18 protein-coding genes are annotated in these 19,649 nt (G+C 40.1%); 13 read left to right on the top strand and 5 right to left on the bottom strand.

Going from position 1 to position 19,649, the window contains the following annotated elements:
* The first annotated feature begins 42 nt into the window (after positions 1–42).
* From NXS00_RS02965 to NXS00_RS02985, 5 genes are all read left to right on the top strand, one after another.
* On the top strand, positions 43–3,579 hold the full coding sequence (locus NXS00_RS02965) for an ABC transporter permease (RefSeq protein WP_258097625.1): 3,537 nt from the start codon (positions 43–45) through the stop codon (positions 3,577–3,579).
* Positions 3,580–3,742: 163 nt separating this feature from the next.
* Complete coding sequence (locus NXS00_RS02970; RefSeq protein WP_258097626.1) at positions 3,743–4,384, top strand: hypothetical protein; 642 nt, start codon at positions 3,743–3,745, stop codon at positions 4,382–4,384.
* A gap of 311 nt (positions 4,385–4,695) precedes the next feature.
* Complete coding sequence (locus NXS00_RS02975) at positions 4,696–5,040, top strand: T6SS immunity protein Tdi1 domain-containing protein (protein ID WP_258097627.1); 345 nt, start codon at positions 4,696–4,698, stop codon at positions 5,038–5,040.
* A 251-nt stretch (positions 5,041–5,291) separates the two neighbouring features.
* Positions 5,292–6,044, top strand: coding sequence for a hypothetical protein (locus NXS00_RS02980; protein WP_258097628.1), 753 nt, complete (start codon positions 5,292–5,294; stop codon positions 6,042–6,044).
* Positions 6,045–6,551: 507 nt separating this feature from the next.
* On the top strand, positions 6,552–7,313 hold the full coding sequence (locus NXS00_RS02985) for a hypothetical protein (protein WP_258097629.1): 762 nt from the start codon (positions 6,552–6,554) through the stop codon (positions 7,311–7,313).
* Between the two features lie 111 nt (positions 7,314–7,424).
* On the opposite strand, the gene NXS00_RS02990 is transcribed toward NXS00_RS02985, so the two are convergent.
* Together NXS00_RS02990 and NXS00_RS02995 are read right to left on the bottom strand one after the other, a co-directional pair.
* A complete protein-coding gene (locus NXS00_RS02990) occupies positions 7,425–7,886 on the bottom strand; it encodes a hypothetical protein (RefSeq protein ID WP_258097630.1) in 462 nt (153 codons plus the stop codon).
* Positions 7,887–8,239: 353 nt separating this feature from the next.
* A complete protein-coding gene (locus NXS00_RS02995) occupies positions 8,240–8,887 on the bottom strand; it encodes a DUF6261 family protein (RefSeq protein WP_258097631.1) in 648 nt (215 codons plus the stop codon).
* A 213-nt stretch (positions 8,888–9,100) separates the two neighbouring features.
* On the opposite strand from NXS00_RS02995, the gene NXS00_RS03000 reads away from it, so the two are divergent.
* From NXS00_RS03000 to NXS00_RS03025, 6 genes are all read left to right on the top strand, one after another.
* The gene (locus NXS00_RS03000; RefSeq protein WP_258097632.1) at positions 9,101–9,646 is read left to right on the top strand and encodes a RusA family crossover junction endodeoxyribonuclease; all 546 of its coding nucleotides are present in this window, start codon (positions 9,101–9,103) and stop codon (positions 9,644–9,646) included.
* Positions 9,647–9,815: 169 nt separating this feature from the next.
* Positions 9,816–10,433 carry a hypothetical protein gene (locus NXS00_RS03005; RefSeq protein ID WP_258097633.1) on the top strand — a complete coding sequence of 206 codons (618 nt, stop codon included), beginning with the start codon at positions 9,816–9,818 and terminating at the stop codon, positions 10,431–10,433.
* Positions 10,434–10,536: 103 nt separating this feature from the next.
* A complete protein-coding gene (locus NXS00_RS03010; protein ID WP_258097634.1) occupies positions 10,537–10,938 on the top strand; it encodes a lysozyme inhibitor LprI family protein in 402 nt (133 codons plus the stop codon).
* Positions 10,939–11,062: 124 nt separating this feature from the next.
* Entirely contained in the window at positions 11,063–11,773 is a 711-nt protein-coding gene (locus NXS00_RS03015; protein ID WP_258097635.1) for a DUF3667 domain-containing protein, read from the top strand.
* A gap of 92 nt (positions 11,774–11,865) precedes the next feature.
* Complete coding sequence (locus NXS00_RS03020) at positions 11,866–12,297, top strand: leucine-rich repeat domain-containing protein (RefSeq protein WP_258097636.1); 432 nt, start codon at positions 11,866–11,868, stop codon at positions 12,295–12,297.
* 60 nt (positions 12,298–12,357) lie between these two features.
* A complete protein-coding gene (locus NXS00_RS03025; protein WP_258097637.1) occupies positions 12,358–12,783 on the top strand; it encodes a leucine-rich repeat domain-containing protein in 426 nt (141 codons plus the stop codon).
* Between the two features lie 249 nt (positions 12,784–13,032).
* Here NXS00_RS03025 and NXS00_RS03030 read toward each other — a convergent pair whose 3' ends face one another.
* Positions 13,033–15,690, bottom strand: a complete 2,658-nt coding sequence (locus NXS00_RS03030) for a DUF8693 domain-containing protein (RefSeq protein WP_258097638.1) — start codon at positions 15,688–15,690, stop codon at positions 13,033–13,035.
* Between the two features lie 323 nt (positions 15,691–16,013).
* Here NXS00_RS03030 and NXS00_RS03035 point away from each other — a divergent pair, with 323 nt between their 5' ends.
* A complete protein-coding gene (locus tag NXS00_RS03035; RefSeq protein WP_258097639.1) occupies positions 16,014–16,409 on the top strand; it encodes a DUF1801 domain-containing protein in 396 nt (131 codons plus the stop codon).
* Positions 16,410–16,451: 42 nt separating this feature from the next.
* The gene (locus NXS00_RS03040; protein ID WP_258097640.1) at positions 16,452–16,703 is read left to right on the top strand and encodes an FUSC family protein; all 252 of its coding nucleotides are present in this window, start codon (positions 16,452–16,454) and stop codon (positions 16,701–16,703) included.
* A 28-nt stretch (positions 16,704–16,731) separates the two neighbouring features.
* On the opposite strand, the gene NXS00_RS03045 is transcribed toward NXS00_RS03040, so the two are convergent.
* Together NXS00_RS03045 and NXS00_RS03050 are read right to left on the bottom strand one after the other, a co-directional pair.
* Entirely contained in the window at positions 16,732–18,060 is a 1,329-nt protein-coding gene (locus NXS00_RS03045) for an MFS transporter (protein WP_258097641.1), read from the bottom strand.
* An 8-nt stretch (positions 18,061–18,068) separates the two neighbouring features.
* Positions 18,069–19,532: a mannitol dehydrogenase family protein gene (locus NXS00_RS03050; protein WP_258097642.1), complete on the bottom strand. Its 1,464-nt coding sequence runs from the start codon at positions 19,530–19,532 to the stop codon at positions 18,069–18,071.
* Positions 19,533–19,649 lie beyond the last annotated feature (117 nt).

Genomic DNA, 19,649 nt, shown 5'->3' on the forward strand with positions numbered 1-19,649 from the left:
ACAAACCCAATCTATTTCGAGGGAATCCTGTAATTTCAAGCCATGAATCAATGGATCAATTTACCGTGGCCCGAAATACTTGCGCTGAGCTGTGTGCTTCAGGGTGGCTTTCTGTTGGTTCTACTACTTTTGAACAAGTATCCGGCGAGTAATTCACTAAGTTTGGTGGTTGCCGGGTCTATCATCCTACTGGTTGGGTCAGTTCTTCCTGTTCCTCAGAGTCCGGCCATTCAAATCAATGCAACGATTCTGATCTTTATTGCCCTTTGGCGATACGTGGCCACCTTCTTTACACAGAAGACACGAGTCAGTTGGTATCCTTTTTTGATTCTTCTTTTAACGATTCCACTTTCTCTATTTCTAGATAATGTTTTAGTGATCCTTAATTATGGACTTCCTGTTTTCTGGATCATCGCGCTTCTCGCAACGCAACGCCTGTTCAAGAAAGAAGGCCAGTCCCGTGGCATTCAGTGGTTCATCAATCCCGGTTCCCGATTGCGTTGGATCCGAAACTTCACCTTATTTCACCTCCTCTTCGGAGTATTGATCACCTTATCGATTTGGCAAGTAGCACCGAATTGGATCATTCCATTGACTGTTTTATTTCAATTCTTCACGGTGCTGTTTCAGTTGGCCAAAGAATCGGAGTTCCTTTCTCCATTGCCATTAGGCACCAAGTACCAGAAGTCTACACTTACGGCGAATCAGAAAGCACACATCTTGTCCAAGTTGGATCAATTGATTCACGAAGAGCAATTTTACCTGAACAGTGAAATCTCCTTGTCCTCACTAGCGGATTCTTTACAAACGACCACCCATCATCTTTCCCAGGTATTGAACGAGTCACGCAAGCAGAGCTTCCAGGATCTGATTACCCAATACCGCATTCGAGAAGCCAAGAAACTGCTCAAATCCAAAGAGCATGAGAACACCAAAATAGAGACCATCGCAACGATGGTTGGGTACAATTCCAAGTCGGCATTCAATACCGCCTTCAAGAAGCAAACAGAGCTCACTCCAAGCGAATTTAGAGCGTCAAAGGACGTACTGACTTATCGGGACGAACGTCTGCCCGATCGGAAAAACACTGATTTAAATACGAATACACGTGTTTTGAGACATGGTTTAACATCAAAAGCTCAAAACATCATGTTCACCAATTTCTTTAAAGTATTCCTTCGCCGAACAGGCAGAAACAAGCTCTTTTCACTCATCAATATCTTTGGGTTAACCGTTGGGTTTACCTGTAGCATACTGATCTATTTGTTTATTCAGGAGCATACCTCCTACGACCAGGAGATTCCGAATTATGAAGAAATCTATCGGGTGGCCTGGATCAACGAAAACCCACAAACACGAACACCGCATCCCATGGCACCAGCCATGAAGGCAGACTTTCCGGAAGTGGTGGCAGCTACCTCCATCTCTCCGATGTATGGACCGGGACTTACGCGTCAGGCTGTTCGTGTGGAGAACCTGGAGGAGAACATTCACTTTGTGGAGCGCGACTTCTTTTATGTGGACTCCACGTTTCTGGATGTATTCCAACTGAAAGTCATTTTGGGTGATGAAGATGCGCTGAAGAAACCTTTTAACCTGGTCATCTCCCAATCGACTGCTAAGAAATTCTTTGGCAACACCAACCCGATAGGCAAGGAACTCAATATGGACGATTGGTCCATTGCGGTGGCTGCTGTGGTGGAAGATCTACCCGCACGTTCGCACTTTCACTTTACCGGGTTGATCTCTTATGTCACGGTCAAAGCCATCAATCCTGACAATCCGTGGTTGACATGGAAAGATTTTGGCCACTTCAACTACATCCGCACCAGAGAAGGCGTGGATGCGAAAGTATTGGAAGCCAAAATCCCAGAATGGGTGGTTGGATACCTGCCATGGAATGAATCCCAAAAGGAATGGTTGCTCAACAGAGAAGCGAAGTTTACACTGCAACCGATCAAAGACATTCACCTGACATCTCACTTGCGTTGGGAACTGGAAGGCAATGCCAACATCCTGTATATCTACATTCTGTCTGGAGCCCTTGCATTTATCCTGGTGATTGTGTGTATCAACTACATCAACCTCACCACTGCCAAATCTATTGAACGAGCTCGTGAAGTGGGTGTTCGCAAGACGTTGGGTGCGCTTTCTGCTGGCTTAACTGGTCAGTTTTACCTGGAGTCGCTGGTTTTCTGTGGACTGGCTGCGATCATGGCGTTTGGACTATCGCTACTGCTCCTGCCCTTCTTCAATGACCTGGCACAAATGAAATTCAGCGCAGCGGACATGTTCCAGCCCGGGTTTCTCATCAGTATCGGCTTGGCGGTGTTGTTCATCTCTGTGCTTTCTGGACTCTATCCGGCCATGGTGATGGATCAATTCAAACCGGTAGAAGTACTGAAAGGTAAATTGACTTCCTCGTTCCATGGCAGACGCTTGCGCAATGGATTGGTCGTGTTCCAGTTCTTCGTGTCTGCGATACTGATTATTGCATCACTGATCATCATGAAGCAGCTCAACTTCATGAAAAACAAGGAATTGGGCTTTGATCAGGAGGCATTGATCTCCATTCGTTTGTTCCCAAGTGTGGAATTTGGAGGTATCGATGTGGAGCAAATGCGCACGCTGCAAACAGAGTTTAAAAAAATACCAGGTGTGCAGGAAGCATCTGCTGTCTCTAACCTCCCTGGTGGACAGTTCAATCAACTAACCATCTTCCAATCGCAAAAGCCTGATGAACGCATTGACGCCTCTCAACTAGGCGTGGACTATGGCGGATTGGAAGTCCTTGGCCTATCCATGAATGAAGGCCGTTCGTTTGATAAGGCTCAGGACAGTGACACACTCGACAACCGATTCATCCTCAATAAAAAGGCAGCAGAACTATTGAATCTGGACGATCCAATTGGTACCAACATCACCTGGGAACAAGGTGGCCGTACCGGACAAGGCACAGTGATTGGCGTAACAGAAGATTTCCACTACCAATCTCTGCACACACAGATTCAGCCGCTGATCATGTACCTGGATCCGTATGACGCGAACCACCTGGTGGTTAAACTAGAAGGCAAACAGTTCCAGAAAACACTCAGTGAAATCAATATCGCCTATTCAGACCGAATAGCAGCCGCACCTTTTGCCTATGAGTTTCTGGATGTGCAGCTGGAAGAGCTGTACAACGACGAAGTGCGCACACTTAACATCTTTACCATCTTCACGTCCATTGCCTTGATGCTCGCTTGTATTGGTTTGATTGGTCTTGCTATTGCTTTGCTCAACCAAAGCATCAAAGACATAGGCATTCGCAAGATCATGGGTGCACGCTCGTGGGACATCTTTAGCATGGTGCTGTTCCAGTTCCTGAAACTGATAGGCATTGCGTTGGTCTTCGGGCTACCGGTAGGCTACTGGATCATGCAGGTGTGGGTACAGGAGTTTTCGTACCAAACCAGCATTGGTGCCCTCCCATTCTTGATCTCAGCCATTACGCTAGTCGTGATTGCCATCATGAGTGTGAGTGTAATCATCGTGAAGATTGCCAATACCAATCCGGCGGAGACGCTCAGATATGAGTGATTTGGCAAATCAATTTGTCACTCCAATACCATTTAGTTAAGCTCATTTTTAGAACTCAGCATTCATCTTCTCTTAAGGAGGACAGTGTATTTGTGCTTGTAAGTAAAATGGCCTTAGGCTATACCAACCCAATTTCAAATAATTACTAAACTTTAAACCTACTATGAAATACACACTAATTTCAAGAAAACAACGTACTCAGTTATTTCAATTCTCATGGCTCTTTGCATGTGCTTTGTTTGCTTCCTGTGGAGATAATTCTCAAAGCCAATTAATTGTAAAAATCAATGCCGTACAAGAACAAATAATGGCTCAAGGGAATGTCACTGAAGAAGAAGAACAGGCACTGTTGAGTTTGTGTAGCATTGTCTCACAAGCCGATGGTTTAGGAAACCATGGTCCTGATTTTGGAATCATATTGAAGGATGTAGAAATGGTACCCGTGTATAACGGATGTGAAGAGCTATCCAAAGAAGAGACCAGAGAATGCTTTAAAAAGAAGATTTCAACTTTTATCAAGCAAGAGTTTGATCTGAATATCTCGAAGGAACTCAATCTATCAGAACCAAAGCAAGTTGAAGCATTTTTTATGATAGACGAAAGCGGAGAGCGGACTGGTATGAAGGTTAGAAATTCAGAGCTCACTATTCAGGCAGAAATCTTGAGAGTACTAAGACAAATACCCAAAATGAAACCAGCTATGCACAATGGAGAGAATGTATCCGTATTCTGTTCCCTCGTCGTAACCTATGGAAATGAAATAGAAGTTGAGATGGTTTACATCCCTAACTATCCTACCGATTAAGGATTAAAACAACTTGCAGGTACGAACTTGGGGCTAGCTTAGTTACTCCAAGGCATATGCATTAAGAGAGCTTCTTGCCGGTGTGCAGGAAGCTCTTGCTTTTAGCGGGGGTTTGGGGTAATTTGGAGGAAAGTTAATAGCCCAAGAAAATGTTGGGTTATGCAAACATTATCATATAGATACTATCCAATGAAATTAACCTGGAACGACTTAACAACTTTAACCATATCAACTCTAAAACCCTTATTGAAGACTGGACTTGGTTAGTTGGTGAACACGCAACTCCGGTTATAGTTAGCAGCATTGGAGATATGTTTCTTTCCAACAGAGATGGAATCTACTGGCTTAATGTTGGTGAAGGAACTTACGAAAAAGTAGCTAATGATATTGACGACCTTAAAACCAAGATGAACGATAATGATCTTGCGAACGAATGGTTCATGTTTGATCTTGTTAAAGCGATTAAAGAATCAGGATTAAGCTTAACTAACGGAAAATTGTTTAGCTACAAGAAACTTCCAATTATTGGTGGTGAGTATGAACAGGACAACTTCGAACTAACTGATATTGAAGTCCATTTTTCGATTGCTGGGCAAATACACCAACAAATTAAAGACTTGCCTGAAGGAACCATGGTCAACATTAAACTAAAATGAACGTGTGCCATCAGACGATCATGGAAATGGCCTTACTTTGACTTTTGCTTATAGCCAAAAAAATCCAGGCTCTTTCTTAGGACTTAAAATAGCTTCTTGCCGGTGTGCAGGAAGCTCTTGCTTTTAGTGTGGGTTTGGGGTAATTTGGTAGTATAAAGCCTGTAATCTGAATTAAGGCCAATTAAATTATATTTAAGGTAGGTAACAAGTTATCATCTATTCAATTGTTATCCTCTATTCCGGACTTCAAAGTGAGACACCACAAAATAGAACATCCTGAAGGCAAAGGCCATTATTCATTGGTTGAAACTGACGATTTTGAGTATTCTAACCCTATTCAGAAATACTCAGAATTGTTCGTAATGGCCGAGGTAGCCATGTTGAGTGATCATATTGAATTAAGACAGTTAGACCCACCTATTGAATTGCTTGTAAAAAACGCAGTTAATTCATGGGATAAAAAATACAAAGAAATAATGCAACTTGAAGTGCCAGATGCATTTTTCGAACTTCTTAACAACCCTAAAAAGAAGGAACAGTTACAATTATTGAAAAGTGCTGAAATAACGACATGGCAATTCATGTCTTTTATTATGAAAGCGTACCTAAACTACGGTTATACCTTTAGTCAATATAGAGCTAGCCACCATCATAAAGGGCTGGACGAAAGTGATATCCCAAGATTCATACATAAGGAAGATGATGACTCAATTGTGAAAGTAGGTGAAACAAAATTAACAGATGGACAACTCAAGCAAATTGTTGAACATCACAAAATTATTGTCTCCAGATTCTTAGATAAAGGCGATGACTGGCATTGTTTTTTCCACACTTTGGATAGTATTAACGGAAAAGAAAACTATCAAGGAGGACAACCACACATGCACTACATTTCCAGCAAGTGGGGAATAAAACGAGCCTTAGTTTTAGAACAGCTAAAAAGCAGAAATTATAGTTTACCTCAACTTCCACACATACACTATGGCAGAGAAAACAGAGAATAACACTGTGTGATTGCCCCATGAGGCATCCCGCTTCTACAAAACTTCAGCTCTCACCCTCTTGATAGACTTTCAACGAGCAAAAATTTTCTCGATAGCTGTGATTGCCAATACCAATCCTGCGGAGACACTCAGATATAAGTAATGTGGCAAATCAATTTGTTACCCCTTCCCTAAAGGATGCAAATTGATTTTCGCGTAATATGATGATTCATTCAGGAGCTTCTTGCCGGTGTACAGGAAGCTCTTGCTTTTAGTGGGGGTTTGGGGTAATTTGGTTCGAAGTTAATAACCCATTGAAATGTTGGGTTATGCGAATGTTAGCAAATATCCCTCAACGTCCAGATGAAATCAACTACCTCAAGTCTATTAATTATTACACTGGCAATTGTCGCAATTATTAGCTTTTGTCTTTTTTTTCTTTGGAACAACAGAGGAAGTGAAAAGGTTGTCGATTTATCCTTTAGATCACTTTTAGTTCCCATTTTCATTGCTCTAGGTTTAGTTCTTATGGAAGTTTTCAAACCAATCAATCCAATTACAAGCAAATTCCAAATTGGCATTTCTGACACCCCTAATACCTTCATGTCGATCATTGGGCATGAAATACATGATATGACAGAATTCGACTATGGAACTCAGGATTTGGCAATTTTTCATGCCAGTGAATTTGAAAACTCCACTATTGATAATAAGACTGAATTACTAACTCTATATATTCTCCACACAATCAGCAAGAGGTACGGAAATCATTGGGATTTAGATTACAACAAGAGTTTTCCATTTCTGGGGAGTGTAAGCTCAATCATATCCCAAAAAGCAGATGCAGATAACAAAACAACCCAAATAGATGACAAAACTCTGAAAGGCTTATTCTCTGATGAACATTTAATTCAGAAAATACAGTCTGATCTAAGTTTTCAAATACCTAAAGATGGAAAAATTGAGATTCAAGAAGATTCCTTTGTGAAAATTAAGTTTTCCGATCGGTATCTGGACTTTGAAATAGAATTATCTCCTGAAACATCAGTAAACATTATTCATAACCCAAGTAAAACATCAGATAGAATTCTAAGCATTTTAGGGTTAGAAAGAAAAGAATCGAATCACTTAAACCTGTACAGTTTTGTCCTTAAGACTAAAATTCAAACACATAAATTCTATAGATGGAATCCCGCAACAATTAGACGAACTGAATGGGCAACTGAACTTACTGAATATCTTCAAGGTCGTTTGGGCTGGACAGAATTCTTGAAACACATAGAAAACTAAACCCTATTGGTGAGAGCTTACCCCCAGCTGGTGCAAGCTTGTAGCTCGAACCTTTCAAGTATACCGACATACCATGAGCAGCATCATCGCGGTAGCCGATGTAATTGGTGATTAAGGGTAGTTTCTTAAGAGTTCAACCTTAATACTTTGACAGATTCTTACAAAATGAGTTAGAATTCCATTTATATCTTCGTAATCCTTGAAAGCAACCACTCCTCCTTGTTTTCCCCAATCAGTCATCAATTGAATTAGTAAATGCCATGGAGCTGAGGTTTGAATACCAATTGATTCATTAATAATCGACAGACCAAACTCAAAAGAATTAAATCGTATTGTAAAACCGAACTTGAAGGTAAAAGCACCAATCACTTCTTCCGAGAAAAACTCTTTTGATTTTGTATATTTCAGTGGCAAACCCAAAGTACGAGTATATTCAACAACCCTCTCTAAGTCATAAATAAAACTTTCATTTCTTTCATGAAACTGGTTAGACATAGCTTCATAATGATCTATAAACCCAATTCTATTGAGTGCTTGCTCAACTTGGGTTTGTATAAAATCCTGCTTTTCCATTTACCCAAAAATATATCTAACTACTTAACCTTCATCCGATACTATTTACTCATTTATAGCAAAGTTAAATTCCCCCGCTGTTACTACCGTTTAACTCCTACCTCTCCTCCTCAAACATCCACGTTTCTGCCATCAAAAACGTCTGAAACACCCTTTACTCCATGTTTCTGCTCTTCAGATATGTCTGAAAGCCCCAAACATCTGTGTTTCTGTCTTTCTAGACCATAGAAATGCCCAAACATCTATGTTTTGACCTTTTAGAGGTATCAGAAACGCCCAAACACGCGTGTTTGGGCGTTTCCAGCTTTCCGGGTGACTCCAACATACGCGCTAGAGTCAAAATAGCTTCAAAACTACTTGTAAGCGTCTACTTGTGTAATCAGCTCCTTGTATGCCTGGATCAACGCTTCACTCCCACTGATCTGCACATGGGCAAACAGCATGGTGAAAAGCTTATTGATCGAATCAGTCAATGCCGGAGCGGTACTCGTAGCTGCTTCTGTGTCGCCAGATGCTGTTACATCCTTAAAGTACTCCACCGTGGTGGCTTTGAAGGCATCGTTGGCCGCCTTCAGCGGAGCTATCCAGCGAGACACTGCCGGCAATGGCCCCAGCTTCAGCCCTTCCAGCTCTTTGAGCATGTTGTCCGTCTGAGCCGTTTGCTCGTCGTAAGTCATACGGTATAGACGAAAGCCATACTCGGAGGTAATTTTCACCAGGTCGTCCAAGAGCTCCTTGGCTCCGCCCTTGTGAGGAAAGAGCTGTTCGGCTTCTACACTTTTGAAGAATCCAGAATTAAGCGAGTCACGGGTGCGATCCAGCATGGGTTTGTCTGAGATGGCTTTAGCACGGATCATCCCTTCTTTGAATGCATCGAAGTGCGCTTGCACATCGGCTACTTGTGCACTTACTTCGGATAGATTTGCGGTGGTACTGAGCACACCTTCGGTAAATGTTTGGAGCTGCGCGATTCGCAGCTGTGGAACAGTTATCATTTTCATGGCAATAAATATTAGTTAATAAAAAATAAGCTTAGAAGATAACGCTTTTGTTGGAATAATTCATATATCAAAAACAACGCATGCGTAAAAAAAAACGATGGAGTACTAAATTTTATAACAGCACATCTGTGAGCGGTTGTTTTCAGGTCTGAAATGGGGTAGATTAGTTATTGTATAATATCAAACTGATCTAATTTTACTTAAATCAGCAATATGGGCGTAAAAAAACCACAACTTAAAGAAGGAGAATCTGCAACTTTCTTAATGAACCCTCATTGGGATGAGATGCTGATTTTCGCAGATATTAAAGTTCCAACTTCCCAAGATTTCTACAAAATAATCGACAAAGAGGAACAACTCTATAAAAGAATTCAAAAGCCAAACGTTTTGAAATTCAAAACCGAAATTTCAAGAAGATTGATGGAGAAGAAAAAGCCATGGTGGCCACATAAGCGTAAACTTTCGTTATCAGTCAATGTTGGTGGTCCTAAAAACTATATAGAGCTTAAAGACCTTGACAATTATTTAAAAACTATATTCGATTCAATCAAAGGAATCGTGATAGAAGATGATCACCAGATCACCCAAGTAACAATTGTTAAAGAAGAGAATCAATTTGTTAGTGGTTTCAGTATCGCTATTCGATTGAATACATTACCCGGAGAAACTTATTACGAGGATTTAGACTCTGAATACTGGGAAGAACAGAGAGAATGGAAAGTATCTCAAGGTGGACTATGCTGCATTGAAGCATATTAACGTGCCGCTTCAATTTATAAATGACCAGCTGATACGAGCTTGTAGCTCCTAACCTAATGAAGAAATACCACGAGCAAAATGCTTGCGGCGTCGAGGCTTTGGAATCAACTGGGTTATTGGTATTTTGTTAATTACAATATAAAGCAGGCGCTATTAACAACTAAGTCAAATGGAATTCGGAGTATTTAATAGTTTCTGGGATGGACAGCCCAATCATTTACCCTTCTTAAATTTAAATGAGTCAAAGGACGACCCTAAAGAGTGGAATCTACAGCAAAGCACTTCAAAATTATATTCAATACTTAAGTCAAACACTGATAGTGTTATTGATGAAGGAATCAAACAACTTATAGAGAGTGAGAACTGGAGACCTCAGCTGGTAGCCGCAATCTCAATACTTTCGTTTGATCTAGAACGTAGAAGTAAATTTTGTGGAATGCTTTGGGATAGGCTTTCAATGGGTTCTTGGGTAAGTCCTCAAATTTTGGTTGTACTATCAATAATTGACTCAGACTTCAAAAAAAAGGCTGAGAATATTATTGACGAAGGATTTACTGTTAATTATTCTAATCTCTCTTCGATTGATCATCATGTATCTCGAGGCGGAACGAACTCTAAAGTAGCAAGCGAAAAAGTTATAGCCGCTATCACGTACCTTTTAAATGGAACTTTAATTGAATCAATGAAAAGCGATGGAGGAGCAAGTATAGCGAAAGGTTGGGTGGAAAATCTGACTGTATTAATACAATCAGGAAGAATAAAAGTCCCAGATGGCGCTAGGTTATAAACTCACACTGGTGCGAGCTTTAAGCTTATACTCTATTGACGAAATACTTTGGGGTGACTGCTAACAAGAATATGATACGATGTAACTTTTAGCCATTATGACTATGAAATATACTATAGCGACATCCTTCTTATCATTTTGCATAGCATTGACTGCAAACTGTCAAACTCAGGCAGCAATGAATCAAGAAGCATCTGAAACCTACAAATCGGCGGATGCTGAACTAAACAGAGTCTATCAACAGATCAAAAAAGAATACGCTGATGATCCAGCGTTTCTGGACGCACTGAGAACTTCACAACGCAATTGGATAACCTTTAGGGATTCGGAGCTAAAACTGAAGTACCCTGATCGTGAGCCGGGATGGTATGGAAGTGTTCAACCAATGTGTGAATCCTACTACCTGGCCGAACTAACAAATGAACGAACAGCTAAGCTTAAAACCTGGTTAACAGGTATTGAAGAAGGAGATGCATGTGCTGGGTCAGTCAAGACGAAAGAATAGCTTATAGTTGTCAATCTGAGGATATTCTTCCCTCCTCTTGGTCGCGTATTGAATAGTTCATTAGTTTAGTAGCGCCAACTGTAAATATTACTGCTCGCTGGTTAGTCAGGTTAATAAGTATCGAATGAATTGTAAAAATTGTGATGAGGTAGTGACTGGCAAATTCTGCAGTAACTGTGGACAAAGTGCCAAAATCAGCCGAATCAATTGGCGCAATTTCATCAATCAGGTAACCGAAAGCGTATTTCTGGTCAACAAGGGATTTTTCTACACCTTATTCAAACTGTTTACTAAACCTGGACAAAGTATTAGAAACTATTTGGACGGTAAAAGAAAAGGTTTTTATCAACCCATAGCCTATGTTTTGGTTCTTTCCACTTTCTACTTCCTCCTTTCACAGTTATCGGATAAGAACACTTTGCTTACCAATATTCTGTCAGGTTTCTTCTTTGATGAAGCCAAGAATGACACGCGCATTGTCAGCTACTTATCCTGGGTTTCTGACCATCATGCATACATCACGCTGCTGCTTATTCCTGTTTTTTCTCTGGCTTCGTTTGTAGCCTTTATCGGACACCAAGTAAATTACCTGGAACACCTGGTATTGAATGCTTACGTAACTGGTCAGCAGGCGATCATTTATGCATTACTGCTACCTTTTCCAGAAATAATACCGACAATAATTGCAACTATATATACCGCCTGGGTTTACTGGCAGCTATTTAAAAACGGCAACAGAGCGGTGAATGTATTAAAGACTATATTAACCTATTTGATCTACTTCATTCTGAGTTTTGGTACGCTAGGGGTTATCAGCAACTGGTTTTTCTTATAGGATATTAACTCCTGCTGTTTCGTCCGTTACTCTCTAAGCCGGGTGTCCGGTATGGGAACGACTCACTGTGCTGATTAAGAGTAATTTAAAATATGAGAATAGCTATTCTTATATTCATTCTTTTCTTCCAGTCCTCACTATTTGGACAAGGTGATCGACGCTTTACTTCGCTTGAAGAGGCTTCTCAGCAACCAGGAGAGGTTAAATGGCTAGACCTGGATTGTGAAGACATTCCTCTCCTACCAGAAAAAGCTGATCAATTAATCAACCTAGAATCCCTATACCTTACCGATTGCAAATTACAGCAACTTCCAGATGGTCTGGGCGAATTAGAAAGTTTGGGATTACTCAATGTTCAGGACAACAAACTAAAGACATTACCAACAGATATCGCGAACCTTGAACAACTAAGCGTTCTGAATTTAAGAAACAATGACTTTGAAGAGTTGCCAGAATGGTTATCTGAGTTATCCAACCTCCGAGAAATCGACTTATCGGGGAATGAGCCTTTGGATATTGATTAGACATTAACAACACTTTCAACTATTCAAAAACTTGACTTCCTCTATTTGTCTGGTCTGAATTTGACAAAACTACCTACTCAAATCAATGAGTTACCCCTGCCAGAAGAACTACATGTGTCCAACAATCCCAACCTAGACCTTGCGGATTCATTTAAAAAACTCTCTAAGGCGCCTAACCTCAAGATTTTAGTACTCTCCAACAACCAAATCACAGCAATTCCCCTGGAAATCGAAATGATGAAGCAATTAAATGGGTTAGTTCTTGACAATAATCCTGATGTTAACCTTGAGTCTTTGAATGAACATATCAAGAAACTACCTGAACTCAAAGTGCTGTTACTTAGAGAGTGTTTATTACCTAAACTCCCCGAAAACTTAGATGGTCTTACCAACCTTGCCGTTCTAGAACTAAGCAATAATCATTTCTCAGAAGCAGAGCAATTGAGAATCAAATCGTTGCTACCCAATACCAATGTGGTGTTTTAAGGAAGTTGCTATACTTATTATGCTAATACTTCCTGCAAACGACACTCCCTATACCGAGCGCCCTCGATTCAGTAGACGAGTGATTGTCTTTTAAGCTATTCTGTTGATTCTAGGGGAGTCTAAATAATAGCTAGCTGCAACAGATTCCCTTAGAATTTCACCGTATTTATTCCAAAGAATGAGATCTAATTGAGAAATTCAGGGAATGACGACAATATGAAATGGTATTACAGCTCCACTTGCAAGCAATTAATGCCTTACAACCAGCTTCTCACTAAATGTCTGACCGGATTTAGTCTCTACAAGAAGAACATACGTTCCAGCTGGGATATCTGACACATTCACTCCTGATGAAGCAGGATTCATAGTCTTGAATTTGGCCCCATCAAGTGTGTAAAGTTGAATCTCCTGAATGTCATCTGATGGGACATTGAGATATAATAACTCATCTACAGGATTTGGATACATCCTCAGTCCGGCACCAACATCTTCAGTTAGAATATTGCTTACTAAAAGCAATTCGAATCGATCTGTCAACTGATTTTCGTTGGCCTGAAACTCATAAGTAGTTGCAGATAGGTCTATCACCTTGTTTGCAAGATGATCTCTCAACAAGACCGGTTCTTCTGTATCCGTTTCCACAGAAAGGCGGTACGTCCCTTCCTCTTCTACATGCATTCCAAGAGGAATACTTTCTACAGCTTCCGATATCGTTTGAATGGCTAATGACTCTCCTAGCTTGTAGCTAAATACGGCATCAGACTGGCGTGGATTCAAAACCTTGGCGTCATAACCTCTATTTAACGTTTGGTCTTCAACACCCTCTGTTACCGCTACCAACGTCTGTCTAAACAGTCCCTGATCGTTGGTCAGATTGATTCGGATATCACGCTGATGACGTTCAGCATCTTTTCTGAAGAAGTTATCATCCGTGTTGTTGATTTCTGAGCGCATGCTTTCGGTAAATTCAACAACAGTACTTTCTGTAGCCGCAAGCTTCACGAAAAACCCTTGACCTGAACCCAAATACTCGTTATATCGGGTAGCTCCTCCTGCAGGGGTCGTCTGAGTGACTCCTGATAGGTTGGCCACGATATAGTCACTGTTAGATCCTCTTACTTCATCTGATCCATTATCATCCCAGATATAAACCGCAGCATACAGATCGTCAATATTGGCGTTTCCATTTAAGAAATCAGCCACGGAAATCGCTGCAGCATACGGATTAGCCACCAGATTCCAACCCTCATTGGCATCTTCAGTATCAGCTGTATAAGTTCCGGTGTATACAACCGTTCCTGTATTCGGAGTACCTGTAAAAGAAATTTCCTGCTGACCTGCCTGAGCATATCCCTTACCAGGAACCAATACCATCTCCGATGCATCTTCCCAACGACTTAAGCCGTCATTGCTACCATAAGGAGTTTGCTCGTTGTATTGATAAACAATTGTACCAAGGTCACTACCGCTGATTTCTGAAGCTGCAACTGGTGAGCCAACAAAAGAATACTTTCCATCAGCATATCGGGTATTTCTCTTGATGGTAATGTCATTTCCAGACATTGAATTAGCCTCATAAGTCAATAGTGTGCCTCCAGATTCAATGATTAACTCTCCATTATTGATCAAGTCTCCATTGACTTTCAACAATTGATCAGATGCTACCACTAAACTAGCCCCAGAAGACACATCCAAATCTGCTACTTCGAGCTCAGTTCTTTCATCTTCATCTATGCTATAATCTCCCAAAATCATCACATGATCGATGGATTGTGGTCCAGTAGTTGGAATCCAGGTCGAATCATTCCAAACAACAAGATCAGCAGCATCAGATAAGTTGACGGTAACTATGGCGGTATCGGTTAAAACACCATCACTGACTTCTACCTCGATTTCAAAAGTTGATGTAGACTCAAAATCTGGTTTAGAGCGATTATTTACACTCAATACACCCGTGGTTGCATCCAAACTAAACGCATCGGCCGTATCTGGCTCCAAATAAAATTCCACTCCATCAATGAAATTCCCTTCTACAGGTGAGCCTCTGGAAGAACTAATTGCTTGATAAGCTAATCGAGTGTAATACTGCCCTTCCGGCACGACATAAGTACCTTCATAAATTACCCAACCATTATTAGTCTCTGATGCATTTTCTGGCATGTTGGATTCATCGTTTATTTGCGCAGAACAAAAAATGTCAATTTCAGGAAGGTTATTTATCAAGGTTTCATCTGCACTACCGATTCTCAGTCGCATACAGTCCTGATTAGCTCCTGCGCTCCTTCTCGCCCTGTGTGCAAAACGCCAGGTCATTGTGGCTCCGGGTGGCGTTAACATATCAAAATAAAGAGCACTCTGACTATCTGCATTTACTTCTACCCATTGCTCTCCTTCGTAAGCAATGAAGGTGGTTCCATCAGCTGAGTAGTCATTTTGATACATTTCAATGACCTCTATATGATCATCAGTTTGCCATCCTGGCACAACATCTTCACTATAGTACGCCTGTACCGGATCATTTATTGGACCATTATAAAACAGACCTCCATCTCCGGTATTAGGGTTGTTGGTCATATCCATGTCTTCAAAACTTCCATTGACATTGGTAAATATGCCAGACCAGACATTAGTCTCTCCTTCTGGGTCGATAGACAATATCTTGAAGGTTAAATCATCGTCATCAGTATCACTTGCAGTGATGGTTCCTACTACCGTTTCTTTGGCGCTGTTCTCTGGAACAGTAAAGTCCTGAGCTAATATCTCCGGCTTTGTGTTTACCTCTTCAAGGTTGGATGTGAAAGTACTGGTGAGCTTTGTTTTGGACTTGTCCTTTTTACTAACCAAATCTTGTGCGTGACTTAAAGAAAAGGCGGCAAGTAATATGAAGCAACTGAGAAATCTGATCATGGTGATTAGCATCTTTATGGAATAGTAAAACTAATGAAACAAATCCGTTTTTAGTGACCTAATTGAAAGGAGTTGAAGTTAGCTTATATCACTGCCCATATTTAGTGATGGTTGGCAGCCATCCGGCACGGCTATAACTTCCTATACCAAGTCAAAGACTTTGAATTTTGCTCTTTATCAAAACCTGGCAAATAATTCATTCTCTTCACATTCACTCGAACAACGCATATAAATCAGTCGCTAATGCCCTGTTTTTGAGCCTTATTCCCCTACGCTAATTGATCCTAAGTATGGTTAGCTTTGATTAATCAATTGCATGCCATATGAACAAGTTAAATATTGATGTCTCACAATTTCTTGATACACTGAATCATCCATTGAGAGCTGAAATTGAAGCACTGAGAACGATCATTCTAAAAGCATGTAATGAACTCACCGAAAACATCAAATGGAATGGCCCTAACTACGCTTTTGATGGTGAAGATCGAATTACCATGAAAATCCAGCCTCCCAAACAGATTCAGCTAATCTTCCATCGTGGAGCCAAAAAGCTTGAACAGCCTAAAACGCCGTTAATTAAAGATTCATCCGGTCTGTTGTCGTGGAAAGAAAATGATCGAGCCGTTGCCTCTTTTAAAAGTGTTGATGATATTAAAAACAATGAACCTGCAATTAATGAAATTGTATTAGCGTGGTTAGCAGCCACTAAAAATGTTTAGTAATTCAGTTGTAACTTACCTCTGTCAACTGATTCACTCATTATGTCGCAAAAACCACTCACAGAACTCACAGATCAGGAATTACTACGGGAAGCTAAGAAACGGAAAAACAATGCCATTATCGATGCATTTATTGTCGGCTTTTTGATAGGTATTATTGCCTACAGCATTGTCACTAAAAGTTTGAGCTTACTGACTTTAATTCCTGTTTATTTGATCTATAAATTCGTCAACAAACCAAAGTATGACAAGCAAGAGTTGGCAAAAGAATTAAAAGCAAGAGGTCTGAAGTAACCCTCAAGAATTGAAAATAACCAGATGTTTATTCCAATCCTTCCAGATCACTTTCTCGAATCACTGAACCAAACAATGCATAAGCCAACATCATTAACTCACAAAAAACTGTTAACATCCAGGTCCATCTCCAGGAACCTATAATATCAGCTAACCCGCCTTGAAGCAAAGTAAATACTGCACCTCCGAATACTGCAGAGATAAAGACTCCTGAAGCCTTGGAAGTATATTGTTTCAATTCTCTGATAGACAATGAATAGATACAGCTCCACATGGAGGAATGTAACAAACCAATCGCCACCAAAAACCATAAATTTTCTGTAATCATGGCAATTACTGCAAACAACACTGCCAATGCAGTAGTAGTAACCAATTGCCTCTTGGCAGATATATTATGCAAAAAACTGGAAACAGATCTTCCGACTAAGAACCCTCCCCAATATAAAGTGGATAGCAATGCGTGAATTCCAAAATCTACTCCTCCTATGACCAAATCAGTTCTTCCGAAAAAACTAATAGGATGTCCAGATTGAATAAGCTCAAAAGCATAGAGGTTGATATTGGCACCAATAGCCACTTCTGTACCTACATAAAAGAAGATTGCCAGCACACCAAGCGCAAAATGTCGGAATGACCAAATACTTCTAGGTAACTTTGATTTATCGGCAGATCGCGTATGCGCAATATCAGGAATATGAAGTTTGCTCGTAATCACAATCACCAGTAATATGGTGAATATCAATACTCCTAATGGAAGCAGCAATTGTTTAATGTGGATGTTTTCTATTGAGATTCCACTAAACATGACTACAGTCACAAAAAAAGGAGCGGAAGTAGTACCAATCGAATTAATGCCCGTGGTTATATTCAATCGCTGTACAGGTTTGGTTCCTGGCAAATCATAGGAAGCCACATAGGGATTAACTACTACTTGAATGACTGCCGCAGAAGTACCCATTAGGTAAGATCCCAAGATGAATACGATAAAGCCATAAGGCACCATTGCCTCGCCAACTGGGAATTGAAAGTTGGGATATTTAAACCCAATCCAGGATGAAATCATATACATCACCAAACCAGAGATGATAAAAAACAAACCTCTAATTATAGTACTCTTATAACCATATTTATTCACCCACTTGCTACCCAGTGTACCATTGATCAGGTATCCCAAAAAGAAAAAGAATGAAATCATGGTGGTAAGGGTATTACGCAAGCCACCAGCTTCTGCCAGATAAGTGAATTTCAAGGGCGCTTGAAGCTGTTCGTTTACGGTGGTTAGGAAACCAACAATAAAGTAGATAAAGGTAATAATGGCATAAGGTAATATCTTGCTAAACTTGTTTGTGCTCATCATTTCACCAATTAGTGTTGTGAATTTATTGAACCAGAAGTCACTTCGTCGAGAACCGTACCACATCCGTTGTTCTTTATACGCTCTACATAATCGACATATTGTTTGGTAAAACCTTCCACAGAATGTAATTCAAGACTTTTAAAAGCTGAGAAAGACAAAAACGCTACAGGTTCGGAATCAGCAATCAAATCAGAATCAGCAAAATTCATCCATGGTTCTGCCACATCAAATGCATTAAGCTGATCATCCTTTTGATATTTCAAATAATGCCGATAGCATGCTATCAAAAATGCTAATCGACTTAAATCCTGTCCGTCAACAATCATTTTAGCCAAATTTGGCACTATGTAAACAGGAAATTTAGAAAGTCCATCAAAACACAATCGACTGATCTGATCACTTACCGAGCTATTAGCAAAACGTTCAACCAATGTTTGCTTATAATCTTCCAAATCAATACTTCCTGGAGCTGGAACATATGGAGTAATGTCTATATCCATAAAATCTCTCACCAATTTCACAACGGATTTATCATTCATTGCTTGATCTACCTTACGGTGACCTTTGAGGAATGCTGGGTATGAAAGTAAAGTATGAGACGCATTTAGCAAACTCAACTTCATATTTTCAAAAGCAGATACATCATTGGTAAATTCAACACCTACTCTTTCCAATGCTGGTCTGCCTTCTATAAAATTATCTTCAATTACCCACTGTATAAAATCTTCACAATATACTGGTGCTAAATCTTGAAAATTAGTTCGCTCATTGAGCCTTTTCACATCTTGAGCTGTAGTCGCTGGTGTAATTCTATCCACCATGCTGTTAGGAAAACTGACATGTGCCTCAGCCCAATTTCCAAGCTTAGAATCCTGATTTTTGATGAATGTTAAAAATGCTTTTCTAGCTGTATTCCCATTGTGCTGCAGATTGTCACAGCACAAAATAGTCACTCCTTTTCCATGACCATTCATGCGTTTGCGCAAACCTGCTGCTACATATCCAAAAACTGTACTGGGGGAATCTGGATTTTGCAGATCATGCTGAATCGATTCATTGGTCAGAACAAACTCACCTGACTGTTTGTCTATATTATAACCACCCTCAGTTATTGTTAATGAAATTATCTTAATGGCTGGATCAGCTAACTTACTAATTACCGGCTCCGCCCCTTCTCCACTCCAAAGAAGTTCAATTATAGAACCTATTTTAAATGCTTCATCAGTACCATTTCTTCCGCATACTGTCAAAGAATAATCTAAATCTTGAGATCTCAGCTTCTCAACTAACAGTTGATCTGATGGCAACAAACAAACACCTGTAATTCCCCAATCCTGTTGAGTACTGTCACTGAGGAGCGAATTGATATAATAAGCCTGATGCGCTCTATGAAAATTACCAATACCAATATGGACTATACCACTTTTGATTAATGCTTTGTCATAATCATAAGATGATAAATCGATTTTCATATCCATTGTTTTATTTGCTAATAATTGAAATATCATTACAATTAACAGATTCAATAAGACATATTTTATCAATATCGTAATTATAACAATTGGGAACGTTCCCAAAATCTGCAATCG

Source organism: Marinoscillum pacificum, assembly GCF_024714495.1.
Classification (GTDB): Bacteria; Bacteroidota; Bacteroidia; order Cytophagales; family Cyclobacteriaceae; genus Marinoscillum; species Marinoscillum pacificum.